Here is a 26,918-nt window from a genome sequence, read left to right on the forward strand (position 1 = left end):
ACAATTAGCTTGCCAAGTTTTCTAAAGTTACGCTACTTTTAAAAGAAACTACAGTTGAGGTTAGTAAAACAACAATTCAGTCTTTCTTTTTTCTATAAAGTGTATTTATGCTACACCTTTGGAGTATAAATCAAAAAATAGAAATCATGAAAAAAATTATTACCATTGCATTATTTTTAGTAGCTACAATTACAACAGCACAAGACCAATATACAAAGGGAATGCAAAAAGCGTTTCAGTTATGGGGTGAAGGAAAAATAATGGAAGCTTCTAATCTTTTTGAGCGAATTTCAACGGCAGAAATGGATAATTGGTTGCCAGCTTATTATGCAGCACAGGTAAACACAGTGGCGTCTTTTGGAGAAAAAGACAAAGAGAAATTAGTAAAGCAATTAGAGAAAGCACAAGAGTTTGTAGATATTGCAAAGGCAATATCTCCCAATAATCCAGAAATATTGGTACAGCAAGCAATGATACATACGGCTTATGTAGCTTTTGATGGTGCTACGTATGGTATGACTCTTTCACCAGAGGTGGTTGCTTTGTATCAGAAAGCTTTAGCTATAGATGCTAATAATCCAAGAGTTGTTTTCTCTAAAGCGGAATGGGACATGGGATCTGCGAAATATTTTGGACAAGATACTACGCCGTATTGTAAAGAAGTAGAGCGTTCCATAGAACTTTTTACTAACTTTAAACCAGAGTCAGAATTCCACCCAAATTGGGGAAAGGATAGAGCAGAAATGACATTGAAGAACTGCGGAAAATAAAAACAGTTAAATGAGACCATTTTTAAAACATTTAGGCAGGTCCCTTTTTATAGGGACCTGTATATATATCATTGTTCTTGGTATTTATTATGTATTGGGAGATTTAGGAAATGAGTTTTCTCTAGAAACGGCCTGGACTCAATATTGGCATAATATGATTTATGCCCTGATATTATATTTTATTAATGCCTATTGGATACAGTATCTTTTAGATAATTATAAAAGTAGTTTGTTTACTATAAAAAGATTTTTGATAGCAATTTCGGGAAACATTTTACTCTCCTTAGTTGCTATTTTTATATCGGAACTAATATTATCTGTAGGGATATACAATGTGCCATTTTCTGATTTTTTGCATGATCAAAATTTTAAAGGTTATAAGTATTCCATGCTTATTGCGATTGTTATTTCCTTAGTATTTTATGCGATATGGTATTATAAATACAGGCAGGAAAATAAGGTTAAAGAGCAAAAAATAATTGCAGGAACAGCTTCTGCAAAGTTTGATGCTTTAAAAAATCAACTAGATCCACATTTTTTATTTAATAGTTTAAACGTCTTAACAAGTTTAATAGAAGAAGACCCATACCAGGCTCAGAAATTTACCACTTCCTTATCTAAAGTCTATAGATATGTTCTAGAACAGAAGAACAAAGATTTAGTGTCTGTAGATGAAGAATTAAATTTTGCTAAAACCTACATTAAATTATTAAAAATGAGGTTTGAGGATAGTATAATTTTAGATATACCAGATAGTTGTTCTGATCCCGAAGCTAAAATTGTGCCTTTGTCTTTACAATTACTGCTAGAAAATGCAGTAAAGCACAATGTAGTTACTGCAGATAAGCCATTGTCTATAAGAGTTTTTGAAGAAGAAGGAAACCTTTGCGTATCCAACAATATTCAAGAAAAAAGAGTGGTTAAAAAAAGTAGTGGAGTTGGGCTAGTTAATATTCAAGAGCGCTATGGTATTTTAACAGACAGAAGAGTTGTAATAGATAAAGCCGCTTCGGTTTTCAGTGTACAATTACCTATGCTTACTAAAAAGGTAACGGTAATGGAAGAGCAAGAGTCGTATATAGAAGATAAAAGATATCAAAAAGCAAAAGAGCGGGTAGAGGCAATAAAAGGTTTTTATGGTAACTTAATAGCGTATTGTATTATTATACCAATGCTTGCAATTTTAAATTATAATACAACCAGTTTCCCATGGATAATTTTTCCAACTTTAGGATGGGGGTTTGGTGTTGTTGTTCATGGTATGGAGGCATTTGGTTACAATCCACTTTGGGGGAAAAATTGGGAAGAACGAAAGTTAAGAGAGTATATGGAGGATAAGGAATAACCTTTTTTACAATTCATCCATAAAAGATAACAATTCGGAAATTCATATTTAGAAATAGAAAGGTTTTATAGGAAATTTGAAGTAAATAATAATAAAACAAAATTATGGATACTTTAAGTAAAGAAACTAGATATTTAAGAGCAAAAGAGAAAGTACAAGCGGAGAAAGGTTTTTATTCTAACCTAACTGCATACTGCATAATAATACCCATGTTAGCAATATTTAACTACACAACAACAGGTTTTGTTTGGGTAATTTTTCCGGCAATGGGATGGGGTTTAGGAGTCGTTTTACACGGAATGCAAGTGTTTGGTTATAACCCTTTTTTAGGTAAAAATTGGGAAGAGAAAAGATTAAAAGAATATATGAGTAAAGAAGGGTAGTTCATTAATATTTAATATTTAAAAACAATTACTCTAATATAAAAAAAACCAACCTTATGAATGATTTAGATAAAGAAAATAGATATTTAAAAGCAAAAGAGAGAGTTGCAGCGGAGAAGAAATTTTACACTAGTCTAATGTCTTATTTTGTTTTTATACTTTTCCTTGCAGGAATTAATTATTATACAGACAAATTGAATTACCCCTGGTTTTTATGGGCTGCTTTTGGTTGGGGTATTGGGCTGGTTTTTCAGGCTATTAAAGTTTTTGGTTATGGCACTTTTTTCAGCACTAGTTGGGAAGAGCGCAAGATCAAAGAATACATGAATGAAGATAAAAAAAATGACTTATGGAAATAAAAGAGGGAAGTCAAAGAGAAAAGCTACGTAAAGCTAAAAAACGAGTAGCCGATTTAAAAGGATATTACGGGCATTTAGCGGCTTATATAGCGGTGAATACCTTTATCTCTGTAGCAAAGATTATTGGCAATATAAATAACGGAGAAACCTTTAGTGAAGCATTTTTTGATTTTAACACATTTGCTGTTTGGGTTTTCTGGGGAATAGGTTTGTTTTTTCATACTATTAAAATATTTTCTTTAAATCCTTTATTTGGAAGAGATTGGGAAGAAAAACAGATTCAGAAATTTATGGAAGAAGATAGACGGGAATCTGAAAAATTTAGATAATGGATAATCAAAAATTACAATTAGCAAAAAAGAAAGTAAAAGCTGTTAAGCATTGGTATATTCTTATTGTATTTGCAATATTAGGAACCATTTGTTTGTCCTTGTTTAGAGTTTATTTGGTGCATATAGGAACACCAGAAAAATGGAGCTGGTTAGTAATGATTGGGCCAGTTATTTGGGCATTTATTATACTTTTTAAAGGATTAATTATTTTTAATAAACTCCCAGGGTTCTTTAAAAATTGGGAAGAACGTCAGATTAGAAAATTCATGAAAGAGGGGCAAGCATCCATAAAAAAGTATAAGTAATGGAAAAGAAAAATGCAAATGCGAAAAAATATGAGAAAGCCATGCATAGGGTTAAAACCGAACGAAAGTTTTACCTTGCTATAGTACGTTTATTAATTTTTTCCATTGTTTTATTTTTCTTGAATGATAGTATTTTACAAATGTTTATTGATAGAGGTTTAGATAATGAGCATATTTTGTATTGGGTAAATTGGAGTTTATGGTGTACACCAGTTATCATTGCTATTATTTTATTAATAAAGGGGTTGTGGTTATTTGTTTTTAAAAATAAGCCTCTAAGAAAGTGGGAAGAACGCAGAATTAAAAAGATAATGAAAGAAGAAGATTCTTTTGAAAAATATAATTAGAACTTATGAATGTAATTATTATAGAAGATGAAAAACCTGCAGCAAGAAGATTGTCTAGATTGCTGAGTGAGTTAAATGTTGCTGTATCGGTTATGTTACATTCCGTAGAAGAATCTATTGAATGGTTTCAAGGTAACGAACATCCCGATTTAATTTTTTTAGATATTCAGTTATCCGATGGGTTGTCTTTTGAAATTTTTGAAGTTATAGATATTAAGAGCGCCATAATTTTTACAACCGCTTATGACGAATATGCATTGCAAGCGTTTAAGTTAAATAGCATTGACTATTTGTTAAAACCAATTGATGATGAAGAGTTAGAAGTAGCTGTAAAAAAATATAAAAGTCTAAAACCAAAACCAGAGAAATTAGCATTAGATTTTGAGGATATAAAAAAGCTTTTAGTTAACCCATTGGAAAGAGAGTACAAAAAGAGATTTACCGCTAGGGTAGGGCAACATTTAAAAATTATAAATGCAGATGAGGTAGAGTGTTTTTATAGTGAAAATAAAGGTACCTATGCTGCAACTTCAGATGGTAGAAATTACCTCTTGGATATGACTTTAGAAAATTTGGAAAATGAGCTTGAGCCAAAATCTTTTTTTAGAGTAAGTAGAAAATTTTACGTAAGCATAAATCATATAAAAGATATAGTTTCTTATACAAATTCAAGGCTTCAAATCAAGGTAAATAGGTATAATGAGCAAGAAATTATAGTGAGTAGAGAAAAAGTAAAAGACTTTAAGCTTTGGTTGGAGTAGGTTTTGTTAATATTCTGGTTATGTGAATTTTAAGTATCGCTATAGATTTTTCTTATACTAGCTATTTTGGCACTTTTTCTTTCCTTTTAAGGGGTTTTATAGGAATTTAAATGTACAATTAATTACAATATAAAGCAACACGATATTTTTATTATTTTTTATAGGTAAAGTGCAAAGTTTAATACTTGAATTGAAGGTTTTAAATAAGGTGAAAAATTATTTTTTTTGAGTTATTTAATACTGGATTTAAAGGGGGTTATTCTACACGATTTTCGTCAAAAGAAGAAGGTAGTAATTTAGGAATAAGTCGGATGAAAATAGGCAATAAAACGGCTCCTCCAGGAAGTATAAATATGGCTAAAGAAGGTACGCTTTTGCAAATATCTATGAGCTGATTTTGTACTTTTTTCTTCTCTTCTGAGCTCAAATCTTTGACTGTAGATTTGGATAATAAGGCAACTAATTCTTTACTTTCTGAAAGTTCTTTTTGGAGTCTTTTGCTATTTCTGATGATTAATTTATTTACAATTTTAGACATGCTATCGTAAAATTGGATGGCTAAATTATTGTCTTTTAAGAAAGGAATTATCTCTGAATTTTTATCAAAAAAAGAACTTATCTCCTCTATGGATCTAGAAATTTGTTTGGTGCTAAAACCTAAATCTTTACCAATTCCGAAGATAAAGTCGGACTCTTTATAGTCTAAAGATTTATCTTCCCAAACCGTTAAGCATGCCATTTCTAAGTAATATCTATTTTCCCATTCTTCAGAATTGGCAAGAATTCTTTCTCTGTATGAACCATCAAAATTTTGGGATTCTACGTCAATAAAAGTCAAAGAGCTTTCAAATAATTGGGCCAATTTTTTATCCGATTTGTTTTTTTCTTTGGAATTTAGGGCATGGTAAATTATGTTTATAGCAATATATTCTATGTTTTGTGCATACTCTCTAATATTGTTTTTTTGATGTAGATATTGCTTAAATGTTAAAACATCAATATATAAAAAGGAGTTAGTAATAATGCTATTAAATGTTTTACTAAGAACATTATCCTCTAAATAAACTCTAGATTCTATGATTTTTTCAAGTTTACTAGAGCCTTTTTTTGTGGTCAACAGCTTTTCTAAAAAAGAAACATGGTTAATCTCTAGTGAAGTGTAAAATTGATTAACGACGGTAATGAACTCTTGAACAGTGGCCTTTTCTGTTTCCAACACATAGGTGTAATATAAGGCATTGAGAAGATTAATTTTGGCAGATTCATCCTCTGTTAATTTATGTTCGGACTCTATTTTTCTTGGTATTCGAATGTTTATGCCGTAAACAAAACCTGTTTTTTTAAGTTCACCATATAAGTCTCTAAAAGTAGAGAATGGCATAGCATCATCTTTTATAAGATGAAAGTACTTTCCAATCCAGCCAAGAGACGATGGGTTCATAGGGTTATTTAATATTAAGTTGCCAAATTAAAAATAAAATATAAGATTTTTCTTATGTTGGCCCTTCTTTTCGAGCTATTACAGTAAAAAACTATTTTATATAAATATATTAACAGTTTTATTGCGATTATAACATATGAAGATATTTGTGAAGGTCCTATTCTTTAATCCATTTGCGAATTAATACCGGAAGTAATAGCAAATCTAAGATTAAAGCGGTTAATAAAGTAGCACTTAATAAGAGTCCAATTGTTATACTTGGTAGGTGAATTGAGAATACCAATACCATAAAACCAAAAAAGAGAAGGAGGGTAGTTATTATAAGTGCTCTACCTGTTTCTTTAAATGTTTTTTCAATAGCTTCTTCTTTAGATAGTCCTTTAAATCGGCATAGTTTATAACGACCCAGAAAATGAATAGTATCATCTACGGCTATACCAAATACAATAGCAAAGACTATAGAAATTGTGGCTTCTAATGGTATTTCTAAGAAACCTAAGAGCGCACCCGCAAATAGAAGAGGTAGTATGTTAGGTACTAGAGAAATAATAAGTAGTTTAATGTCTTTAAAAAGAATAACCATGATAATCCCAACAAGAATTAAGCCTATACCTAAACCCTGTAGTAAACTGTTTCTTATGTAAACAGAATTTTTATCTAATAACATTCCTTTGCCAGTAAGTCTAAAACGTACTAAAGAACTATCCGTTTTTGTGGTTATAAAATGATTTAAGTCTTCATATACCTTTATTAAGCTATCCGTACCAATATCTAATACTTTGGCAGAGATACGGCCTTTAGAATTGTCTACATTCACAAATTTCTGTAATTGTTTGCGGGCTACTTTTTTAATGTCTCTATTATATAAGTTATATGTTTTTTCTTCTTTTGGGAGAGTAAAAAACTCTTTTTTATTAAGATGATGTGCTTTATTTATTCCTTTAAATAAGAGGTTTACGGAGGTAACTTCACGAATGTCTTTAAAGGTCTTAAGTTTATTCTCCATTTTATCTATTTCTTGGAGTATTTTAAAATCGGTTATTTTGTTTTCTCCTTGTGCTAGGATTGCTACTTCTAAAGGCCTAAAGCCAGAATATTTAGTTTGGAAAAAAGAAAAATCATCTGCTAAAACACTATTTTTTGGGAAACTAGCTTGAAACTCGTAATTGGTATTTATTTTAGAAACACCCCAGTAGCATATAGCTGTAAATATTGCAGCACTATATAAAATTCGTTTAGGGTTTTTCTTTGTAAAGACATTTATTTTGAGCAAATAAATGTTCCAACTTTTAATAGAATTCTTTGTAGAAAGTAAGTGTTTTTTTGGTATTATAAGCAATAGCGCACTAGTAAAAAATATAACCACTATATAAGCGACCATTACACCAATTGCTGAATTTAAGCCAAAATCTTTAATTGGTTGTAATTTAGAAGTAATGAGAGATAAAAATCCAATAGCCGTAGTTACAGAGGTGAGTAAAGTGGTGAGTCCTACTTCTTTTAATGTCTCGGTAATTGCTGTAGTTTTGTCTGTTTTTAGATGTAATTTTTCTAAATAGCTATCCATTATATGAATAACATCTGCAGAACCAACAATTAAAAGTAAAATTGGATAAAAAGAGGATAAGGTATTAAGTTCTTTTCCCAAGATAGATAGTAGGCCTAAGAATAACAAAAGTGCCATTACAATAGATGAAAAAGCCAAAGCAACAACTGCTATTTTACGATAAATGATAAATAATACAAGAAGAACTAATACGGCGGAAAGTGCACTAGTAACTAGTAATTCTCTTTTTTGCATTGCAACAAAAGACTCGTAAAAATATGCTCTTCCTAGTAAATGGTATTCTTTTAGCTGATGTTTTTTTAAAGAGCTACGAACTTCTTCTAAAAAGAGTAAACAACTGTCATAATCTAAATTATCTTCTGTTTCTATAGCGACAACTAAAGAAGTACCTTTAGCGTCAATATAGGTGTTTGTAAATAAACTATCTTCTTGTATTTTTTTCCAATCCTTATGGTATTTCAAGGAATCATTAAGGTGTACTACCGGTATTTTGGTGTATCCAAATGAGGTTTTTAAAGGATAGAATAGAGTTGTTAAAGACGAGCTGTTTTTAGTGTATTTAAATTTCTCAGCATCTAAAGAGAAAGCATTAAACCTAGTTAAAAAGTCTTTTTTAAATACGGTTTCTTTATTTTCTACGGCAATAAGTAAAAAATTGTCATCCGTACCAAATTCTTTAGAAAATTCTTCGTAAAAAATTAAATCGGGGTCGCCAATAGGAAAGAATTGGTCAAAATCAAAGGTAAATTTAAGAAACCCAAGCAAAAAAGTGGAGATAGCTGCTAAAACAACAAACAGAAATACAATATGTTTTTTTAGAGCAATAACTTTTTGCATAATCTTAGTATAACAAAGGGTCTGGTAAGCAAAAGGCTGCTCATTAGCAGCCTTTTGTTAATACGAGTATATTTTAGATTACTTTTTTTCTAAAAGAACTTCTGCTTTTACAGCTACTTCACTCCAGGTTTTGCTTACGCCATCTGCACCAGTATGTAGTACTTCGCAGGCCTTATTTAAGGAGGCAACAGCGTCCAAAGCGTTCCATTCTTTTAAATCCATAACACCGTTAAACGTATAAGAGTTATCGGATGTAGATTCAAAAGTTAACGGGATATTAGCTGTTTCTCCATTTAAGGTTATATCTATAGAGCAGGTATTGTTTGCTTCGGTTTTAAAAACTCCAGAGATAAGCTCCGTATCTTTCATAACACCAAAAAAGAATTCTAATAGTTTAGGATCTCTTGTTCCGGTAGCATCATTGGTAAATAAGCTGCTTACAGGAATACTAAAAGTAGTTCCGTTAAGTGCTTCCATAGCAGTAGATCCAGTAGTGCTTTTTGTAATGTTAATTTTGGTAAAAGTACCGCCTACAGGCTTTTTTTCGGTGGTTTTGTATGCGACAAAACTTACTTTGGTAGAATCTTTTACAATACTATATTGTTCTGTTTTTACAGTAGAATTAGTGTCTGTTTGTTCTTTTTCTTTTTTAGTGTCTTTGCAGCTATATCCTGCAAATACTATTAAACTTAGAGCAATAAAGGCTATTTTTTTCATGGAGTGTAATTTTGAGGTTAAAAATACATATTATTTGTACAGCTAACAACACTCCTTTTTGTTAATCTCTACGCAGAACTAAATAGATGATTTTTTTCTCCAATTGATATTAAATAATAATACTAACCGCAAACGATGGTAACTAATTTTGGGGAAACTTTGAAAAAGATACCCGCATTCTATCTTAAAATTAGGGGTTATTTTATAACCAAGGGAACATTGTATACGGTTTTGATTAAAAACATTTCCTTTTAAGTTCATTAGAAATTCATCATGAAAACTAGCGTATAAGGCCTTTATAATCGGGTGTGTAAACCGCAGCCTGTACCTAAATCGATTATCATATTTTTTGTCACCGCCAGCTTTTGTCCAGCGGTTTTCCAATCTAAATCGGTTTCCTATTTTTAACTTTCTAAAATTATGATTTACGTTAAGTTCTTCGTAAATAACGTTTTGTTCTGAATTGTAATTTGACCCGACGAAAGTAAAGGGTTCCATATCTACAAAAGCAAAACCAATGGTTGTTTTTAATTTAGATGAGGGTTGGTAGGTAATTCCTGTTCTAAAGTAAAAATCATGATAACAATTATATAATTTATACGTCCCATAATATGCTTCCGTTGGGATGCTCCATTTATCGGCAATCCTATGTGATCCAGAAACAATACTCCAGCTTCCGAGATAATCTTCTTTTTTTTCTTGTGCTATACTTTGTAACAAAGAAAGTAAAAGTAAGACAGAGGTAATTCTCGTAAAACACATTTAGGCCCTATTTTAAAGTAAAAATAGAGCCTAAAGAATAGTTAATACCTGATAAATATCAATTTTTAAACACGTATTTAGTTTAGAGAAAATGTTTTAATTTCTTTAAAACGTGAAAAATCGGTTTTCTCAATACTTTCTTTGTAGGGTAGCCATTTTTCTTTGAAAAAAGTGTTTGTCTTTTTCAATGCTTCGGATAGATCTTCTTCCGCAAACCGAATTAGCTTTTTTTCTGTTTCTGTAACTCCTGTTTGTCTGGAAGCGGTATAATATCTAGCGTAATCTATGCGTTGCATAACGTTTGTTTCGGGATTTCTGGTAATACCTTGTCTTTTATCTTCTTTACCAATATAAAGAGCAATTGTAGAATTTATTTCTTTTACAATGTCTTTAGAAGCTTTTATTTGTGCTTCGTATTTATCTTTGTCCAAAGCTTTTAATTCTTTCTGAAATTTCTCGGCAATATCTTTGTTCTCTACTAACTGTTTAACAGCATTAGTTGCAGTTTGTGTATACGTTTGTATTTTTTTGGACAAGGAATATACTTCATCAATAGAAGTAGCAGAAACTTTAATTCTTGGGTCCGCTTTTATTTCTATTTGTGTTTCAGCTACTTCATTACCATATTCTATTTTAACATTATAGATGCCGGGTTTTACCCTAGCGCCTTCTTTTTCGGTTTTCTTTTTTGCTATTTTTCTCGAAGGTCTATCGGCACCTTTTTCATTCATACCCCAATAAATTCTATGAAAACCAGCTTTTTCTGGAGTCTTGTATTTTAAAGTCCTTATAAGCTCCGTGCCATTGTAAAAAGTAAAACGAATAGAGTCTTTTTTCTGTACACCATCTAATTTTTTCTTTTTCGTATTTACGGAGTCTTTATCCTTAGTAAGGCTTTCTTCTTTTTTGTCGGTTTTAGGTGTCTTTTTCTTTTTACCTTCTTTAAGAAAATAAGTAATCATTGCACCTTCTTTTTTGTTTTCGGCATTATAAAGGGCATCGCCACCAAATCTACTACCGGTAGGTTGTTGGTATGCTGCTTGGTAACCTATCGGAGGAGTAAATATTGCAATGTCGTTTTGCAGAATAGAAGAGTTTTCGGCAATTGCTCGTAATGGGCGAATATCATCTAATACCCATGCAGCACGACCAAAAGTGCCAATAACTAAATCGTGCTCTCTAGGATGTATTACTAAATCTTTAGTAGATACAGTAGGGAACCCTTCTGTCCATTTTTGCCATTTTTCGCCTGCATTAAAAGAAATGTATAATCCATCATCTGTCCCTAAAAATAGCAAGTTGGGATTTTCTATATCTTCCACAATAGAAAGCGTGTAGCTTTCTACATCATTATTGTCTACAATACGCTCCCATGTTTTTCCGTAATTTTTAGTTCTATAGGCATATGGAGTGTAATTAAATCTACGGTAGTCGTTTGCAATTAATAAGGCTTCTCCTTTATTTTTGTTAGAGGCTTTTATTTGAGGAACCCAACTTCCCTTAGGTAGACCTTTTATATTTTGAGTAACTTCGGTCCAAGAAGCTCCTCCGTTTTGAGTGTAATGCACGCGCCCATCATCTGAAGCAGTCCATAGCATATTGTTTTCTATAGTAGAAGGTTCTATGACCAATAAAGTGCAATGGTTTTCTGCTCCAGTAGCATCCATAGTTAAACCACCACTTTCACTTTGTTTTTGTTTTTCTGGGTCATTAGTAGTTAAGTCACCAGAAATTACTTTCCAAGTAAGACCTTTATCTGTGCTTTTATGAACAAACTGACTTCCAAAATATACGGTACTATTATCAAAGGGGTCTTGTCCAATAGCTGCATTCCAGTTAAAACGTAATTTAGTTTTTGCATCTGGAGGGGTAGGTCTAACAATATAGTTGTTTCCTGTTTTCCAATCATATCTAGAAACATATCCTTGCTGACTCATGGCGTAACCGAATTGAGAATTGTCCTTATCCGGAACAACATCAAAACCATCACCAAAAGCAATTTCTTGCCAATAACTATTACGTATTCCTTGTGCTTTCCAAACATAAGCAGGTCCTCTCCAAGAACCATTATCCTGCATTCCGCCGTATACATTATATGGGTATTCGTTATCTATATTAATATGATAGAATTGAGCCACAGGTAAATTCCCTATAAAGCGCCACGTTTTTCCACCGTCTTTGGTTATGTTTAGGCCTCCATCATTACCATCCATCATAAATTGACCATTTGTAGGGTGAATCCACCAGGCATGATGATCAGGGTGTACCCCATTAACTACGCCGTATGCTGGCATAAGTTGCGTAAAGTTTTTACCACCATCTTCAGAGACATTTATATAGGTAAAAACAGAATAGATTCTATTTTCATTCTGTGGGTCGACATAGATTTCGGAATAATAAAATGGCCGGTTGCCAATATCTGTTTTGTCATTAATTTTTTTCCATTTAACACCTCCATCTATAGATTTGTATAAGGCATTTTTTTTAGCTTCAATAAGCGCATAAATAACATCTGTTTTTCCGGGAGCTATAGCAATACCTATGCGTCCTAAGTTGCCTTCTGGTAGTCCATCTTCTTCCGATAATTTTTTCCAGTTTTCTCCGCCATCGTTTGTAATATAAAGCCCGCTACCTTTTCCGCCAGATTTGAAAAACCAAGGGTCTCTTTTGTGTTCCCACATAGCAGCAATTAGTTTATTAGGATTATTGGGGTCCATAACCAAATCTGCAGCTCCCGTTTTGTTGTTTACAAATAGGATTCTTTTCCAAGATTTACCACCATCCGTGGTTTTATAAACACCTCTCTCTGCGTGCTCACCCCAAGGAGAACCAATGGCGCCAACATAAACCGTATTCGGATTCATTGGGTCAATTTTTATTCTATGAATATGGCGTGTTTTTTCTAATCCCATAGATTTCCATGTTTTACCACCATCTAAGGATTTATATATTCCAAAACCACCATTTAAGCTATTTCTAGGATTTCCTTCACCTGTACCAGCCCATACAATAGAAGGGTTAGATTGTTGAATAGCAATAGCGCCTATAGAACCTGTAAGTTCTTTTTCAAAGATAGGAGTCCATTTAATGCCTCCAGAGGTAGATTTCCATAAACCACCAGAGGCTGTTCCGACATACATAATATCCGGATTGTCGAGTACAACATCAATACTAGTAACACGCCCGCTCATACCGCCAGGGCCTATATTTCTTGGTTTTAAGTCTTGTACTAGATCCATTTTAAACTCTTGAGAAAAAAGAGTAAAGGAGGCAAAAAGCATAGAAAAGAATAATAATTTTTTCATTTATTTTTTATATTAATTAGTCGGTTAAATATACCAAAAAACGAAATAAAAAATTGAGGAAGCGAAAGGTAATTTTAAGTGTTAACAAAAAGAATGTATAGAATAAAATACAAGTAAGAAACTACTGGGTGCCACTGTATAACTGTTTTTTATTTTGAGAAAAATTTTAAAGCAATTGCATATGGATTATCTATTAAGTTTTGGAAGTATTACCAGTTGCCTCTAGTTTTTATGTTCTGAGAGCATAGGTTAATAATTTCTGCAATTCTCTTTTGTCTGGTTGCTTCTCTTTTAGCCTGGTTTAACCAGTATAAATAACTTTTTCTATAACTGCGACTAAAATTAGAATAATTAGTAAAAGCTTCTTTATTTTGATTAAATGCAATGCGCAAATCTTTGGGGATTATACCATTTTCCACATTATCTAATACAGTCCAAGAGCCATCTTTTTTGGCTTGCTTTATTTTTGCTAACCCGCTTTCATGCATTAAATCATTTTTAATGAGCTTTTTTATATATGTTTTGTTAAGCTTACTCCATACACTTTTCTTTTTTCTAGGACAAAAATACTGTTGTCTTTTTCCGTCTCCAAGACTCTTTACTGTACTATCTATCCAACCATAGCATAATGCAACTTTTACCGCTTCTTCCCATCGCATGCTTTCCATAGAGTGGTCTACTTTGTAAAATATTAAATAAATACCTTCCTCGTTAGTATGATTTTTGTGTAGCCATTGTCGCCATTCTTCATCATTTTTAAAGTAAAGTTGAATTTTAGTGGTCATGTAGAGGGAATCTTATGTGTATTATTTATGTAAGAGTAATAATGTTAAAAATTTATATTATTTATATAATATTAAGTAAAATAATGTAAATAATAGAAATATATTAGCAAAATAAATGGCTATTAAATATTTAGAGCAACTATTAGTTAAAATAGTAATAGCCCTCTGTTGCGTAACTGTTGAATTGCTTTGGAGGACCAAAAAAGTTCAAAATTATCATAATCCGCCTCAAAGCTTGTTTTTAAATTAGCAAAAGAAAGAGGTTTGTTTTTTGATATTTTAAGTTTTGAAAATTGATTAGCAAGCCACTCTCCATGCTCTTTTTCTAAAGAGATAGAATAGGATTCTCTATGCTCATGAAATTGTAATACCACCAATTCTCTAGTAACACCTCTTTTAGTTTTAGTGCTATAGCTAAGATTGGGAATAGTGCCTAGCCAATATACTTTTTGCTGAGGTTTTGGAACCTTGGGCAATTCATTCTCCAAAGAATTATAGATATAATCCGTATGTATGGTAGTTTTCGGGATTTTAAAATCGAACCAATCTTGTAGTGGTAATTCAAAATTTACGCCATGCATAAAATTGAATAATGATTTCTTTAATCCGTAACTAAATTGAGAATGGTCAATACCCGTATGATCGGTAAATTCTATATCGTTATTTGCAAAGGTAATATCATTATAATGTGGTGTAATAGCATAATCTTTTGGATTTATACCCACTGGGCTGTGCGCAGTTAAGGCAAATTGATGCCAAAAACCAGATTGTAAAATCCCAATTTTAAACATTTGTCTTACCATTTCTAAACTATCTACAGTTTCTTGGATGGTTTGGGTTGGGTAGCCGTACATTAAATAAGAATGTACCATAATATTGGCTTGGGTAAAATTACGCGTTACTCTTGCAACTTGTTCAACGGTTACTCCTTTATCTATAAGCCTTAATAGTCGGTCCGACGCAACCTCTAATCCGCCGGATACCGCAATGCAACCAGATGCTTGTAATAATAAACAAAGATCTTTGGTGAAGTTTTTTTCAAAACGAATGTTGGTCCACCAAGTGACGGTTAATTTTCTTTTTAGTATTTCAATAGCCAAACTTTTCATTAGGGCGGGTGGTGCCGCTTCATCAACAAAATGAAATCCTGTTTCTCCTGTTTGGGCAATAATTTCTTCCATCCGGTCTACCAGTATATTGGCAGTTATTGGCTCGTAAAGCTTAATATAGTCTAAAGAAATATCGCAAAATGTACACTTACCCCAGTAACAACCATGCGCCATGGTCAGCTTATTCCATCTCCCATCACTCCATAGGCTATGCATAGGATTGGCAATTTCAATAACAGAAAGGTATTGGTCTAGTAATAAATCTGAATAATCAGGAGTTCCTAATTCATTTTGCTTATAATCGGTCTGGTTACAGTTTTTATATACAATTTTTCCGTTCTCTAATAACAAAGTACGTTTATACTCTTTTTTAGAATTATCTGTTGTGATACTATTTTTTAAGAGTAATTCTATAGGTAGCTCACCATCATCTAAGGTTATAAAATCAAAAAAAGAAAATACTCTTGTGTCTGTAACCTGTCGTAGTTCAGTATTTGGGAAGCCACCGCCCATAGCAGTTTTAATACTAGGAAAGTGCGTTTTTATATATTGAGCACAACGAAATGAACTATATAAATTTCCAGGAAAAGGAACGGAAAAGCATACCATTTTTGGTTTAATCTTTTCTAAAGTATCATCTAAAAGGTCTAAGGTAATAGCATCTATAAAGGTTATTTCTTGCTGTAGTTCATCATATAACTCGTTAAAATCATTCGCACTCCTACCAAGACTTTCCGCATACCTACTAAATCCAAAATTACCATCAATACATTCGATTATAAAATCGGATAAATCTTCTAAAAGAAGTGTGCATAAGTGTTTGGCTTTGTCTTGTAACCCCATACTTCCAAAGGCCCAATCTAAATCATCGAGTTGATCAAATCGAGAAGCTCTAGGAAGAAAATTATCAGTACAAATAAGCCTTGCAAAGGTTTGATTTTTACCTTGTAAAAAAAGAATTATATCTGCTATATATTTTAAGTAAGAATCTCTAAGGGTGTATATGCGTTGCGCATTAGCAGAAATGATGGTGTCATTTTCTAAAGCCGTATTAAAAACCAGTTGTAATTTTTCTTTAGTAAAAAGTTGTAAAATAACCTCCATGCCTAAATCCATTTGGTAGGCAGTTTTGTTTTTAGTATTTAAAAAACCTTTTAAATAGGCAGTTGCAGGATAGGGCGTATTTAATTGTGTAAATGGGGGAGTAATAAGTAAAATATCTTTCAAATGCCTATGTTGTTTTTAAACGAGATAAGCGGTAAAGATACTAGAAATTAAAAAGTAAATAAAAAGGGCTTAAAAGCCCTTTAAGAAATAAAAAATAATTCTATAATTCTAGATTTGAATGCTCTGAGATACTTATAGATATTGTTCACTTTAGTTGTTTTGCGAATTTCTTAGGGAGTTTACTAATACTTTTAATTTTTATATTTTTATAAAACACTTCGGCAGCCTCGGATTGAAATTGGATTTTTCCTTTGGTTAAAGGTGAGGCAACATCCTCTTTGTTATATTCCATAGAATTTTCTAATGCCATAACTACAGTGCCATTTACAATGTGGTAGGCTTTATTTCCTATACAAATGAGCTCTAATCGACTCCAATCGCCATGCGGGTTTTCAAAATTTTTCATTCTTCTACATCGACCGGAAGCACCTGTTTTAAAAGTTTTTAGTTCTCCTTTTGGGTCATAGAACCAGAATTCTTTTCCATTTTCAGAACGTTTAGTAGCTCTAATTTGCATGCTAACACCGGCTAAAGGAAAGAAATCACCACAATCAGTTTCTTGTACCTGCATTTCAGGAGCTTTCATCCAAACATTCCAAAATTGGCCATGAGGCTCTTGAGCATGATATAAAACACCACTATCTCTTTTATCTTTTAATCGAGGTTCCCATTGTTTGGTTCCCCATTTTACATCGAAAATTAAATGGTAATTTTTGTACTCTTTTTTAGTGCTAAGCCCTCCGTATATTTCGCCAGTAACTTTAAGGATATTTTCATCGCTTACCGAAAATATTTGTAATGGATCTTTATTTAATCCAACAGGAGTTCCATGCTTGCCATCTCCTTTTTCATACCCCTCTAAATTAACTGTAGTATGGGGTACACCTATAAAAATATCCCATTTACTTAAGTCTTTATCTAAAAGGTCTTCCCAACCTTTTTTGTTTTTTTGAGCGGTCAGGGAAAAACAAGAAGCCGTAATAACTAAGAATAGAAAAGTGATTTTCGATTTCATACATTTTATTTTAACAGTATATAGATGTGTAGTGTTAAAAATAAACTTAAAAATCCTCAACTTTTACGATTAATTACGCAAACTACGAAATAACGTAGGTGATAAAGACATTTATTATTCTTTCCTGTACTTTTAATTAAAAAAATGTTATTATTTTTTGATAAATCAGGTGGAAAAAAGAAAGAAAATCTTTTAAATTTTAGGTATCTTTAATTAGTATTTATGGTTCTTTTTATTGCGTAAAGAGAGGATTGTTTTTTTAACGTACTTATTTTAAAAAAAAAAGAACTATTAGAGTTTAAAACCTATAAAATATGCTTTGGCGCATACAGTAGAATGAAAAATTATAAAGCGAAAAGTAGATTAACAGTAGAACAATATATTAATGGAATTTTAGAAGGAAACCGTGTTATTTTATCCAGAGCCATAACGGTGATAGAAAGTAATTTAGAGAGTGATAAAATTCTTGCAAAAGAGATTATACAAGGTGTTTTGCCAAATTCTGGAAATTCCATAAGAATTGGTATAACGGGGGTTCCTGGTGTAGGTAAAAGTACTTTTATAGAGGTATTTGGAAAATATTTGGTGGAAAAAGGGCATAAGGTGGCTATTTTGTCTATAGATCCTAGTAGTCAGCGCTCCAGAGGTAGTATTCTTGGTGATAAAACAAGAATGGAAGAATTAGCAACTTTAGAAGAAGCCTATATACGTCCTTCTGCTTCAGGAGACACTTTAGGAGGTGTAGCTAATAAAACAGGAGAAACACTTTTTTTATGTGAAGCAGCTGGTTACGATGTTATTTTAATTGAAACTGTAGGAGTTGGTCAATCAGAAACTGCCGTGCATGGTATGACAGATTTCTTTTTACTACTTATGCTAGCAGGTGCAGGAGATGAGTTGCAAGGAATTAAGAAAGGAATCATGGAAATGGCAGATATGGTCGTTATTAATAAGGCAGATGGAGATAATGTAAGAATGAGTGAGTTGGCTAAAAGGCAATACCAAAATGCATTGCATATTTTTCCTTTGTCAGATTCTGGATGGAGTCCTAAAGTAAGTACCGCTTCTGCTATTAAAAATATAGGAATTGATTCGGTTTGGGAAACTATCTTAGAGTTTAAGAAATTGGTAGATGAGAATGGTTATTTTCTAAAAAACAGGAACCAACAGCAAATACAGTGGATGTATAATAATATAAATGAGGAGTTAAAGCATTTATTCTATGGGTCCGATACCATTGCCGAGCAATTAAAAGAATTAGAAGAAGCAATTGTTTCTTCTACAATTTCCCCAGTAAAAGCTGCGCAGAATATTATAGAGAAATATAAAGAGACCTTCTGAAGGAGGTAAAAAGAATAAATACTAGCGGCTAGAGCTTTAGCCCGAACCGCTGTATGCATTTAATCTACATGTGTAAATATCTTATTTACAATTGTCCAATGATTATTAATTTTTGCCAGTGACACATAATCATAATAGTTATAGCCAAGCATAGGAACATGTAACTTTGCCATTGCCATTTTCCCAAGGATATCAATTCCAATAATTTTCATTTTTAGTTTTTCATTCAAATCTTTTGGGCTTTGTCTATTTTTAACACCATCAAGATATTCGTCCACACTTTTTAGATAATCTATATCTTTTATATCGCCATAGATATAGGTGTTTTCGTGAAAGCATGCTTTAAGTTTTTCTACGTCTCCTAGAAAAATGCCATCAAAATAATTGGTAATTAATTGCTTAATTTCTTCACTGTTTTTGTTGTACATAATTAGTTTTTTTAGATGGTATGCCCAATGGTATGTCCACCAGCTACGTTAATAGTTTCTCCTGTTATAAAATTAGATGAAGCTAAATAATAAGCCGCTTCGGCAATATCATTTGTTTCCCCGATTCTATTTAGTAAATGCAAACCTGCTAAACTATCGGCATTTTCAATTCCTATTTTACTTTGCAATGGACTTCTAATAATTCCTGGAGCAATGGTATTTATTTTAATGTTATTTTTCCCAAATTCGGCTGCTAATTGTCTAGTTAAAGAATGGATAGCTCCTTTACTAGTTAGGGGAGCCGTGGCAGGAAAACCGTCTATTGCGTGTTCCACTAATACCGTTCCTATATTAATGATTGAACCGCTTTCTTGTTGTAGCATATAAGGGATTGCAGCTTGGGAGGTAAAGAATGTTCCCTTTAGATTTACGTTCCAATATAATTCTAAATCGTCCTCTTTAACTTCTAAAAAAGGCTTCGGAGAAAATACCCCAGCATTATTAATTAAAACATCTATAGAGTTAAATTTTTCTAGAGCTAAAGCAACTAACTTTTTTCCTGTTTCTTGTTTACTAATATCTCCTGCTAAATAAGTAGCATTAGAAGGAGAATTAAATTCAATATATGTTTTTTTTAAGTTTTCTTCATTGTAGGAATTCATTACAACATTACTACCACGGGTAATAAAATATTTTGCAATAGCTTTACCAATTCCGGTAGACGCTCCAGTAATAATTACAGTTTTGTTTTTCATTTTCTTTATTTTTTTGTTCCTAAATATTGTTTTCCATTTACACCCCAATTTAGTATTGGCACTTCATCAATAATAACATGAGTTGTTTGTGGGTTTTTGTTAAGTATATCCACAACAAGTTGCGTGGCACCTTTTATTAATTGGCGTTTTTGTTCTTGTGTTACTTGTTCGTCTGTAACTCTAATGTTAATGTATGGCATAACTTTTTATGTATTTAATTGTTATGCAAAGTTGAAGTGAACTTCTTTTTTTTAAAAGGAGGTTTGTCACTTCTTTAAAGTGATGTACATCACTTTAAGTAATAAAGAGAAGAAAGATAATTAGGAATTTAATCTACTAAGGGTTTCTCTAGAAACACCTAGATAAGCGGCAATCATTTTTTTAGGAACACGTTGAAAAAGTTTAGGATACTGTTGCAGAAGTAAATTGTATTTCTCTTTGGTTGAATTTTTTAATAAGGATAAAACTCTGTTTTGAAGTGAAATTCTCCCAATTTTACTTTTTTTAGCCCAAAAACGTTCCATTTTGTGCATTTCGGAGGTTAGTTTTTCTCTATTTTCAAGAGAAATGTATAATAACTCACTATCCTCAATACAATCTATAGAGATTTTAGATTTGGTTTGTTTAACAAAAGATTCGTAATCTGTAATCCACCAATTTTCCATTCCAAACTGCAGTATATGTTCTTTACCAGTATGGTCTACAAAGTAGCTTTTTAAGCAACCTTTTATAATCCAGTATTCTTTATTTACAATTTCTCCTTCTTGAACGATATATTGATTTTTTCTTTTTTTTACTTGTTCAAAATGACTCAAAATAAAATGAAATTCCTCATCGGTAACGGTAATTATTTCTTCTATATGCTTTCGGAGAGGATGTGTCATTTTATAGATGTGTAGTGTTACTAAGCCTTTATTATATATTAAAACTTCTATAGTCTTTTCTAGTTTGTATTTCTAAAATAAAGGAATTACAATTTAATAGCGTTAGATTTTGTATAAGACATTTTAAAATTTCATTTCGGTATTAATAATTTGTTTAACCGCGGCTCTATATTTAATAGGGTTAGTAGCCTTTTTAATGGCTTTATATGTTTTTTTTGGATTCGATGTAGATTGAGAAAAAAATTCCCAAAACCCTAGCATTTTCATTTTTATAGGTGTTGGTCCAGATAAATATTCATCATATTGTTTGTAAATAGTATCATGAAATTCTGAAAAAATGGCCCATCTATTTTTTGGGTATTCCGTAGTGTTATTTTTTATCATACTCGGTAAAAAAGGGTCCGCAATTAAGCCACGTCCCATCATAAAATGATTTATCTGGGGAAAACGTTCTTTAATGGCATTAAAAGAGGAAACACTAGTAATATCTCCGTTGTAATATAGCTTGTGTTTTGTGTTCTGTATACATTTCTCAAAGGCATCTAAATCTACAGGTCCTTTGTATAGTTGTTTGCCAATTCTGGCATGAATAGCAATATTTTTAAGAGGATATTGGTCTAAAATAGGAAAAGCATCTAGGATTTCTTCTGCATTTTCATATCCCATCCTCATTTTCATTGAAACAATAATATCTGTTTCGGTATGAGCTTTGTGCAATACCTCATTAATTTTTGTTGGATTGCAAATAAGACCGGAACCCATTCCAGATTTTGTAACCATAGGATAGGGGCAACCTAGATTCCAGTTTAACTCTTTATATCCTAAACTTTGTACATATTTGGTAACGTATAAAAACTCTTCTGGGTCATTCGTCATTACTTGCGGTATAACCTCTAGAGTGGTATTGTTTTCTGGAGATAAATCGTTTTGATACGATTGTTTAATTTTTAATTTTCCATTAAGTCTAATATAAGGAGCGTAGAAAGTATCAATTCCACCAAAGTAGTGATTAAATGCATTTCGAAATCTGAAATCTGTAAAACCCTGTAAAGGAGAAGAAAGTAGAGTAGGAGTCATCTTTTAATTTAGTTGGGCAAAGATAGGATAATTGCTTAATGGCTTGCGCAATTAACTAAGAGATATTAATTTTCTAATATCCTTTTCTGAATAGCATTTAAAAGAAATGCTATGGATTGTTATTTGGCCATAATTTGTATTAACATGCCAATTATTCCTATAGTTAAACATAGTGGAGAAAATATTTTTGAATCGGCTTTTGCAAACACCGTATTTTTAGTTTTTTTAAAAAAACCAACATAATTAAAATCTCCAATGGCTCTTAGAATAAAAATAGAAGGAATAAACCAAGATGCCAAATTTGTTATCCAATTAGAAACAAAACCATTTATTAGTCCAGATTTTAATAGATAGTGTAGTCCAAATAAAATAAGAACAATAGCAACAATTAAAGTTGCAAATTTAGGAATAGATAAAGCCTTATTCTCGTTCTCTTTCGCAGGAATTACTTTTTCTAATCCCCAAATTCCCCCAAAAAGCCAGTAAAAATGAAATCCGCCGAGTACGGTAAAAATTAAAAATAAGAGTAAAGGTAGAATTAGATTCATGAAAATTGTAAGTTGCTATAAAAGTAATAGAATTATAGTTCATGTAAAAAACTAATTATTGAATTCCGAGTTGTTAAGTACTTCATTATTTTGAGCGAGTCCAATTCCCCATATATTGTCAACAGGACTTGCCTCAACCAAGATTCGGTCATTTGTGTTTCTTAAAAATTTCGATAATTTTGGATTTTGACTAAACTTATGAAAATTACCTCTTACAACTATTTCAAATCTATTTTCTGCCCAAACCCGTTGATTAAAATTCTTTACTTGTCTACCAAGTTCTTTTATTTTACCAGCTTTTGAACTTTTGATTATTTGTTAGTAAATGTCATTGTCATTAAATAACAAAGCCTTTTCAGCCATCATAAAATGTTCGGCTGTTTGATATTCCACTCCATTAACATAAAATTTGGATTCGTACCATTGACTAAAACAAGATTTAGTTATTGAATCGGATTTAGTATGTCCCTAAAATAGTAGGAATTTCAGATTTTCACCTGATTAAAAACGTTCAATTATTTTCTCGTTCGTGTAGTTCATTTTAATTAATGATAACGGACTTGCGTATGAAACGTAGCGTTAAAAAGACGCTGACTTTTCAGATTAGCACAGAGCCGTCCCGAAGGTTCGGGATTATGTTTTGTTTTTAATTTTTCTATTTTAAAAGCCAAATTTAAAAATTTGGCGGTTTTTGTAAATAAGTAAAAACCTTTCGATTTAATACCTGTTAGCTATGTTTTATCTACGCTGTAGCAAAACGTTTTTAAATCACCAACCAAAGGCCGTAATTTGATTTTGTTCATCGAATTTTAGGTCAAAGCAAGGAGTTAATTCTTCTATTACTCCTTTCTTTGATTCTAATAATATGTCATAAGTATCGTCTTCGTATTCTAATGTGTGTACCAACTTATAATTTCTAAATTCTTCTTGCATTGCAAGGAAATACTCTTTAAAACGTTTATGTTTACCCGTATCGGGAATATGGGTTTTAATAAAGCTTTCTATTGTTTGTTCAGTTTCGGTTTTTAATAAGATGGATACAAATTCGTTGATAACCTCCATATTTTCATTAGGCTCTTCACCTGAAAAATATTTGGTACTATTCATTTTTGGAACTACAGCAGTGTAATTCTTATCAAAAATTAATTTTTCCAATTCTTTACCAATTATTTTTGTATCATATCTAACTTGGTTGGTCATGTAAATAATAATGGTGTGTTTTTCTTCAGGAAGTCTAATAAGCTCAGCGTAAAAAACACCGTTAAAGCCATTATGAGCAATCTTTTTAGTATTTCTGTCACTTTTAGAAATCACCCATCCATATCCATAGCTATTTTTTCCGTTTTTTCTTACTAAAACGTGAGGATAAACTAAATCCTCAAATGATTTTTCGCCAATTATTATGTTCTTTTTTAAGGCAATGTACCATTTATATAAATCAGATGGTGTAGACAAAATACCACCATTCCCTTTAAGATGATAGGACACTAGGTTAGATGTTGATTTCCATTTTTCTAAATGTGTAGCTCGGTTTTCTTGACATTTATAAGCGTGTGCCATTTTGGTTTCGTCCCACTTCGGCAGTAGATAACCTGTATTTTTCATTTTAGCTTTACTGAAAAGTTCTTGTTGTAAATATTCTTCATAATCTAATTGTGTTATTTCTTCAATAATGATGGCTAAAATGGAATATCCTATATTAGAATATCTATGCTCACTTCCTGGAGGGAAATTTAAAGATGAATGGAAAATTTTTCTTAAAAATTCTTCTTTTTCAATTGGGTGAAAATCACGAGCATTTTCAAGGTTTGCTTTTATTCCCGAAGTATGGGTTAGCAATTGATAAATAGTTATGTTTTTTTTGTCTATAGGTACGTTCACTAAAAATTTTGAAATAGAATCTTCTACGGAAAGTTTACCTTCTTCTTGTAGCTTAAGAATAGCAGTAGCTGTAAATTGTTTTGTAATTGAGCCAGTTGTGAAAATAGTTTCCTCTGTAATTTGAAGATTTTCATTTCGGTTGCTAAGCCCAAAGCCTCCGGAGAAAAGTACTTTTTCATTTTGTGCCACTAATACACTTCCTGATACTCCATTTTTATTACATTCTTTAATATACGATTCAATTCTGTTTTTTAGAATGTTTTCAACTTTGTTTAATTTGTTGGTTTCTTTACAGGAAAAAAAGGTTATAATAACTCCAATTATTAGAATTAATATTTTTTTCATTTTTTAAATTTTGGATTGATTAAAACAATAAGACTAAAACTGCTGTTATATGTTACAATATTTGTTAAGTGTTTTGCTTTTATCATTTTTCGTAAATACCAAATTTTATATTTGGCGACTTTGTATATAAAATGAGGCTTTGGATACAGCACGGAAATTCTATGTTTTTTATACTTCTTAAGTTTGATTTTTCCTGTAAATTGATAGTATAAACTAGAAAGAATAAAAGAGAGAATTAAGATATTGAATCTACGAGTCTAGAATAATATTGCTTTAAGTTAAAGAAGAATTTATTTGTTTTTTACCTCAGTTCTTTGTTGGCAGTAGTTATTTCCATTTGCTCTTTAAACATATTGATTTCTTTTAAGTTACTATTTTTCAATTTATATGAATAAAATCGTTTGTGATCAATAGGCATTGATACTTCAAATGGTGTTTTAATTGTACTATTTTTTAATTCTTCTTCAATTAAATATTTGGGTATAATACTGAAACCTTGATTGTGTTTTAGCGATTCTATAATATCTAAATAAGATGGTAATATATACCTTGGGATGATTTTAGGTATGGTATTGAATCTTATTTTCCAAAACTTTTTTATATCATCTTGCTCATTATCAAAAGTGAACCAAGTTTGTTTTTGTAACCATTTGATAAGTTGTTTTTCATCTTTTTTTAAATCTTCTGGGATCTTAATGTCATTTGAGCAAATTATCATCAATTCTTCATTTTTAAAAAAAGTAAATTCATGGTCGTATTTAAAGTGCTTTTTTATTCCTACAATCAATTGAACCTTATCATTTTCAAGAGCTTCCACTAGTTCTTTTTCGTTACCAAAACATGTAACGATATACATATCAAAAGAATATATTACATGTCTTAGTTCTTTCCTGAAAATATCTGTGGTACACCCAATTGTTATTGCATGGCGTTGTTTTTTTACTCTTTGGTTTGAATAATATTCTACTTTTTCTAACTCTTGCAATGGGTTTTTTATCTGAGAATAGTAAAACCTACCATATTCAGTTGGGGTTAATTTGCGAGTAGTTCTTTCAAATAATTTTTTTCCAATATGATTTTCCAGTGCAGCTAAATGTTTACTAACTCCAGGTTGAGTCATGTTCAATTTTTTAGAAGCTTCTGTTATGTTTTTACATTCATATATAGAACTGAAAGTTCTCAACCATTCTAAATTAATCATAACAATAGTTATTAATTGACTAACTAAAATAATTAAAATTATTAATTAAGTCTGTTTACTTTTGAAAAAAAAGAAATCATGACAAAAACATTAGTAATTAATTATACACCAAGAAACGGGTCATACACAAAAATCTTATTTGATGAATTTGTTAAATTGGCTAAAGAGAAAACCGAACTAATTCACTTAGATTTATCACAAACTCCTCCTGATTTATTATTGGTAGAAAATCTCAATTTGATAATGGAATGGAACAATGGGAAAAGAGATTTTTCAGAATCAGAACTTTCTCTTTTGTCAAATCATCATGGATATATAAATCAATTACTACAAGCGGATAATATTGTTGTAGCTTTTCCAATTTACAACTTTACCTTACCTGCTTCGGTTAAAGCTTGGATTGATGCTATTGTAGTAAGTGATAAGACATTTTCTTTTAGTCCTGAAATAGGGTTTAAAGGCCTATGCAATGATAAAAAAGCATTATCTATTATTGTAAGTGGTTTTGATTACAGTAATTCTGATGATGTAAAGGAATTTGCTTCATCAACAATAAAACAAAATTTTGATTTTATGGGAATAACATTAGAACAAATTTTAGCTTTTGGTGTTGACCAAAATAGAGATAGACTAGATTCAATTTTAAATAAAGCAAAATCTGAAATTAGGGACTTGGTAGATAGTTGGTTTTCTAATGTCACGTCCTAAAATACGGCTACGGATTAATATTTGTTTTTAAGCGGCACATTGGTGCACGTAATTAGGTGTTTTATAGTCTAAAGATAAATGTAATCTTTTATTGTTATATAATTTGATTGCATTTTTCGTTGCTTTTTTGGCTTGTACTACGCTAGTAAAAGTTTGGTCTAGATAAAACTCATCTTTAAGTATCCCGTTAACCCTTTCTGCTATTGCGTTTTCATAGCAATGGTTCTCTTCTGTCATACTGATATTAATATTCTTTCTTTTTAAAATTTGCGTATAAATATTGCTACAGTATTGAATACCTCTGTCGGAATGATGAATAAGTTTCGAGCTGTCTTCAGCATTGTAAATTGCTTTATTGAGCGCTCTTACACAACCTTTTAGTT

The 26,918-nt window shown here is 31.4% G+C and carries 27 protein-coding genes and 1 pseudogene; 10 read left to right on the forward strand and 18 right to left on the reverse strand.

The features are described from left to right. Positions 1-146: 146 nt before the first annotated feature. From Q0856_RS17145 to Q0856_RS17180, 8 genes are all read left to right on the forward strand, one after another. The gene (locus Q0856_RS17145; protein ID WP_298481168.1) at positions 147-770 is read left to right on the forward strand and encodes a hypothetical protein; all 624 of its coding nucleotides are present in this window, start codon (positions 147-149) and stop codon (positions 768-770) included. 10 nt (positions 771-780) lie between these two features. After that, positions 781-2,115 (forward strand): 2TM domain-containing protein, encoded by a 1,335-nt coding sequence (locus Q0856_RS17150; RefSeq protein WP_298506980.1) that lies wholly within the window; start codon positions 781-783, stop codon positions 2,113-2,115. Between the two features lie 104 nt (positions 2,116-2,219). Then, positions 2,220-2,498: a 2TM domain-containing protein gene (locus Q0856_RS17155; RefSeq protein WP_298506982.1), complete on the forward strand. Its 279-nt coding sequence runs from the start codon at positions 2,220-2,222 to the stop codon at positions 2,496-2,498. 56 nt (positions 2,499-2,554) lie between these two features. Beyond that, positions 2,555-2,857, forward strand: coding sequence for a 2TM domain-containing protein (locus Q0856_RS17160; RefSeq protein ID WP_298481174.1), 303 nt, complete (start codon positions 2,555-2,557; stop codon positions 2,855-2,857). After that, the gene (locus Q0856_RS17165) at positions 2,848-3,186 is read left to right on the forward strand and encodes a 2TM domain-containing protein (RefSeq protein WP_298481175.1); all 339 of its coding nucleotides are present in this window, start codon (positions 2,848-2,850) and stop codon (positions 3,184-3,186) included. Before Q0856_RS17160 ends, Q0856_RS17165 begins: the two co-directional genes overlap by 10 nt. Further along, positions 3,186-3,494: a 2TM domain-containing protein gene (locus Q0856_RS17170; protein WP_298506983.1), complete on the forward strand. Its 309-nt coding sequence runs from the start codon at positions 3,186-3,188 to the stop codon at positions 3,492-3,494. Before Q0856_RS17165 ends, Q0856_RS17170 begins: the two co-directional genes overlap by 1 nt. Next, positions 3,494-3,841, forward strand: coding sequence for a 2TM domain-containing protein (locus Q0856_RS17175; protein WP_298481179.1), 348 nt, complete (start codon positions 3,494-3,496; stop codon positions 3,839-3,841). The genes Q0856_RS17170 and Q0856_RS17175 overlap by 1 nt, the downstream gene beginning before the upstream one ends. A gap of 5 nt (positions 3,842-3,846) precedes the next feature. After that, positions 3,847-4,602, forward strand: coding sequence for a LytTR family DNA-binding domain-containing protein (locus tag Q0856_RS17180; RefSeq protein ID WP_298481181.1), 756 nt, complete (start codon positions 3,847-3,849; stop codon positions 4,600-4,602). 256 nt (positions 4,603-4,858) lie between these two features. Here the strand turns inward: Q0856_RS17180 and Q0856_RS17185 are convergent, their stop codons facing one another. From Q0856_RS17185 to Q0856_RS17220, 8 genes are all read right to left on the reverse strand, one after another. Then, positions 4,859-6,043, reverse strand: a complete 1,185-nt coding sequence (locus Q0856_RS17185; RefSeq protein WP_298506985.1) for an LETM1-related biofilm-associated protein — start codon at positions 6,041-6,043, stop codon at positions 4,859-4,861. A gap of 157 nt (positions 6,044-6,200) precedes the next feature. Next, positions 6,201-8,447, reverse strand: coding sequence for an MMPL family transporter (locus Q0856_RS17190; protein ID WP_298506987.1), 2,247 nt, complete (start codon positions 8,445-8,447; stop codon positions 6,201-6,203). Between the two features lie 78 nt (positions 8,448-8,525). Continuing rightward, positions 8,526-9,164: a hypothetical protein gene (locus tag Q0856_RS17195; RefSeq protein ID WP_298506988.1), complete on the reverse strand. Its 639-nt coding sequence runs from the start codon at positions 9,162-9,164 to the stop codon at positions 8,526-8,528. Positions 9,165-9,242: 78 nt separating this feature from the next. Continuing rightward, complete coding sequence (locus Q0856_RS17200; RefSeq protein WP_298506989.1) at positions 9,243-9,926, reverse strand: DUF2490 domain-containing protein; 684 nt, start codon at positions 9,924-9,926, stop codon at positions 9,243-9,245. Positions 9,927-10,003: 77 nt separating this feature from the next. Then, positions 10,004-13,231 carry a hypothetical protein gene (locus Q0856_RS17205; protein ID WP_298506991.1) on the reverse strand — a complete coding sequence of 1,076 codons (3,228 nt, stop codon included), beginning with the start codon at positions 13,229-13,231 and terminating at the stop codon, positions 10,004-10,006. A 209-nt stretch (positions 13,232-13,440) separates the two neighbouring features. Then, positions 13,441-14,016 carry a YdeI/OmpD-associated family protein gene (locus tag Q0856_RS17210; RefSeq protein ID WP_298481193.1) on the reverse strand — a complete coding sequence of 192 codons (576 nt, stop codon included), beginning with the start codon at positions 14,014-14,016 and terminating at the stop codon, positions 13,441-13,443. A 146-nt stretch (positions 14,017-14,162) separates the two neighbouring features. After that, complete coding sequence (locus tag Q0856_RS17215; protein WP_298506993.1) at positions 14,163-16,352, reverse strand: radical SAM protein; 2,190 nt, start codon at positions 16,350-16,352, stop codon at positions 14,163-14,165. 145 nt (positions 16,353-16,497) lie between these two features. Then, complete coding sequence (locus Q0856_RS17220) at positions 16,498-17,367, reverse strand: DUF1080 domain-containing protein (protein WP_298506996.1); 870 nt, start codon at positions 17,365-17,367, stop codon at positions 16,498-16,500. Positions 17,368-17,703: 336 nt separating this feature from the next. On the opposite strand from Q0856_RS17220, the gene meaB reads away from it, so the two are divergent. After that, complete coding sequence (gene meaB / locus Q0856_RS17225) at positions 17,704-18,708, forward strand: methylmalonyl Co-A mutase-associated GTPase MeaB (RefSeq protein ID WP_298481199.1); 1,005 nt, start codon at positions 17,704-17,706, stop codon at positions 18,706-18,708. A 59-nt stretch (positions 18,709-18,767) separates the two neighbouring features. Here meaB and Q0856_RS17230 read toward each other — a convergent pair whose 3' ends face one another. From Q0856_RS17230 to Q0856_RS17270, 9 genes and pseudogenes are all read right to left on the reverse strand, one after another. Then, a complete protein-coding gene (locus tag Q0856_RS17230) occupies positions 18,768-19,136 on the reverse strand; it encodes a nuclear transport factor 2 family protein (protein WP_298506998.1) in 369 nt (122 codons plus the stop codon). Between the two features lie 11 nt (positions 19,137-19,147). Continuing rightward, entirely contained in the window at positions 19,148-19,891 is a 744-nt protein-coding gene (locus Q0856_RS17235; protein WP_298507001.1) for an SDR family oxidoreductase, read from the reverse strand. Positions 19,892-19,896: 5 nt separating this feature from the next. Then, positions 19,897-20,091 carry a 4-oxalocrotonate tautomerase family protein gene (locus tag Q0856_RS17240; RefSeq protein WP_298507003.1) on the reverse strand — a complete coding sequence of 65 codons (195 nt, stop codon included), beginning with the start codon at positions 20,089-20,091 and terminating at the stop codon, positions 19,897-19,899. Between the two features lie 120 nt (positions 20,092-20,211). After that, positions 20,212-20,775 (reverse strand): Crp/Fnr family transcriptional regulator, encoded by a 564-nt coding sequence (locus tag Q0856_RS17245; RefSeq protein WP_298481207.1) that lies wholly within the window; start codon positions 20,773-20,775, stop codon positions 20,212-20,214. A gap of 123 nt (positions 20,776-20,898) precedes the next feature. Then, positions 20,899-21,852 carry a tRNA-dihydrouridine synthase family protein gene (locus Q0856_RS17250; protein WP_298507005.1) on the reverse strand — a complete coding sequence of 318 codons (954 nt, stop codon included), beginning with the start codon at positions 21,850-21,852 and terminating at the stop codon, positions 20,899-20,901. A gap of 119 nt (positions 21,853-21,971) precedes the next feature. Continuing rightward, positions 21,972-22,400: a DUF3995 domain-containing protein gene (locus tag Q0856_RS17255; protein ID WP_298481210.1), complete on the reverse strand. Its 429-nt coding sequence runs from the start codon at positions 22,398-22,400 to the stop codon at positions 21,972-21,974. A 51-nt stretch (positions 22,401-22,451) separates the two neighbouring features. Further along, positions 22,452-22,847 (reverse strand): annotated as a pseudogene (locus Q0856_RS17260) (NADAR family protein). A 321-nt stretch (positions 22,848-23,168) separates the two neighbouring features. After that, positions 23,169-24,626, reverse strand: a complete 1,458-nt coding sequence (locus tag Q0856_RS17265) for a serine hydrolase domain-containing protein (protein ID WP_298507007.1) — start codon at positions 24,624-24,626, stop codon at positions 23,169-23,171. Positions 24,627-24,927: 301 nt separating this feature from the next. After that, entirely contained in the window at positions 24,928-25,827 is a 900-nt protein-coding gene (locus Q0856_RS17270; protein ID WP_298476955.1) for a LysR family transcriptional regulator, read from the reverse strand. 78 nt (positions 25,828-25,905) lie between these two features. Here Q0856_RS17270 and Q0856_RS17275 point away from each other — a divergent pair, with 78 nt between their 5' ends. Further along, positions 25,906-26,535 (forward strand): NAD(P)H-dependent oxidoreductase, encoded by a 630-nt coding sequence (locus Q0856_RS17275; RefSeq protein WP_298507008.1) that lies wholly within the window; start codon positions 25,906-25,908, stop codon positions 26,533-26,535. A 27-nt stretch (positions 26,536-26,562) separates the two neighbouring features. Here Q0856_RS17275 and Q0856_RS17280 read toward each other — a convergent pair. Then, a partial coding sequence (locus Q0856_RS17280) for an integrase core domain-containing protein (protein WP_298507010.1) occupies positions 26,563-26,918 on the reverse strand: 356 nt, incomplete at its 5' end.

The sequence above is a fragment of the uncultured Maribacter sp. genome (genome assembly GCF_947496775.1).
Classification (GTDB): Bacteria; Bacteroidota; Bacteroidia; order Flavobacteriales; family Flavobacteriaceae; genus Maribacter_B.

Coding starts and splice junctions, on each gene's coding strand:
- Q0856_RS17145 (WP_298481168.1), top strand. CDS start 147: ATGAAAAAAATTATTACCATTGCATTATTTTTAGTAGCTACAATTACA.
- Q0856_RS17150 (WP_298506980.1), top strand. CDS start 781: ATGAGACCATTTTTAAAACATTTAGGCAGGTCCCTTTTTATAGGGACC.
- Q0856_RS17155 (WP_298506982.1), top strand. CDS start 2,220: ATGGATACTTTAAGTAAAGAAACTAGATATTTAAGAGCAAAAGAGAAA.
- Q0856_RS17160 (WP_298481174.1), top strand. CDS start 2,555: ATGAATGATTTAGATAAAGAAAATAGATATTTAAAAGCAAAAGAGAGA.
- Q0856_RS17165 (WP_298481175.1), top strand. CDS start 2,848: ATGGAAATAAAAGAGGGAAGTCAAAGAGAAAAGCTACGTAAAGCTAAA.
- Q0856_RS17170 (WP_298506983.1), top strand. CDS start 3,186: ATGGATAATCAAAAATTACAATTAGCAAAAAAGAAAGTAAAAGCTGTT.
- Q0856_RS17175 (WP_298481179.1), top strand. CDS start 3,494: ATGGAAAAGAAAAATGCAAATGCGAAAAAATATGAGAAAGCCATGCAT.
- Q0856_RS17180 (WP_298481181.1), top strand. CDS start 3,847: ATGAATGTAATTATTATAGAAGATGAAAAACCTGCAGCAAGAAGATTG.
- Q0856_RS17185 (WP_298506985.1), bottom strand. CDS start 6,043: ATGAACCCATCGTCTCTTGGCTGGATTGGAAAGTACTTTCATCTTATA.
- Q0856_RS17190 (WP_298506987.1), bottom strand. CDS start 8,447: ATGCAAAAAGTTATTGCTCTAAAAAAACATATTGTATTTCTGTTTGTT.
- Q0856_RS17195 (WP_298506988.1), bottom strand. CDS start 9,164: ATGAAAAAAATAGCCTTTATTGCTCTAAGTTTAATAGTATTTGCAGGA.
- Q0856_RS17200 (WP_298506989.1), bottom strand. CDS start 9,926: ATGTGTTTTACGAGAATTACCTCTGTCTTACTTTTACTTTCTTTGTTA.
- Q0856_RS17205 (WP_298506991.1), bottom strand. CDS start 13,231: ATGAAAAAATTATTATTCTTTTCTATGCTTTTTGCCTCCTTTACTCTT.
- Q0856_RS17210 (WP_298481193.1), bottom strand. CDS start 14,016: ATGACCACTAAAATTCAACTTTACTTTAAAAATGATGAAGAATGGCGA.
- Q0856_RS17220 (WP_298506996.1), bottom strand. CDS start 17,367: ATGAAATCGAAAATCACTTTTCTATTCTTAGTTATTACGGCTTCTTGT.
- meaB (WP_298481199.1), top strand. CDS start 17,704: ATGAAAAATTATAAAGCGAAAAGTAGATTAACAGTAGAACAATATATT.
- Q0856_RS17230 (WP_298506998.1), bottom strand. CDS start 19,136: ATGTACAACAAAAACAGTGAAGAAATTAAGCAATTAATTACCAATTAT.
- Q0856_RS17235 (WP_298507001.1), bottom strand. CDS start 19,891: ATGAAAAACAAAACTGTAATTATTACTGGAGCGTCTACCGGAATTGGT.
- Q0856_RS17240 (WP_298507003.1), bottom strand. CDS start 20,091: ATGCCATACATTAACATTAGAGTTACAGACGAACAAGTAACACAAGAA.
- Q0856_RS17245 (WP_298481207.1), bottom strand. CDS start 20,775: ATGACACATCCTCTCCGAAAGCATATAGAAGAAATAATTACCGTTACC.
- Q0856_RS17250 (WP_298507005.1), bottom strand. CDS start 21,852: ATGACTCCTACTCTACTTTCTTCTCCTTTACAGGGTTTTACAGATTTC.
- Q0856_RS17255 (WP_298481210.1), bottom strand. CDS start 22,400: ATGAATCTAATTCTACCTTTACTCTTATTTTTAATTTTTACCGTACTC.
- Q0856_RS17265 (WP_298507007.1), bottom strand. CDS start 24,626: ATGAAAAAAATATTAATTCTAATAATTGGAGTTATTATAACCTTTTTT.
- Q0856_RS17270 (WP_298476955.1), bottom strand. CDS start 25,827: ATGATTAATTTAGAATGGTTGAGAACTTTCAGTTCTATATATGAATGT.
- Q0856_RS17275 (WP_298507008.1), top strand. CDS start 25,906: ATGACAAAAACATTAGTAATTAATTATACACCAAGAAACGGGTCATAC.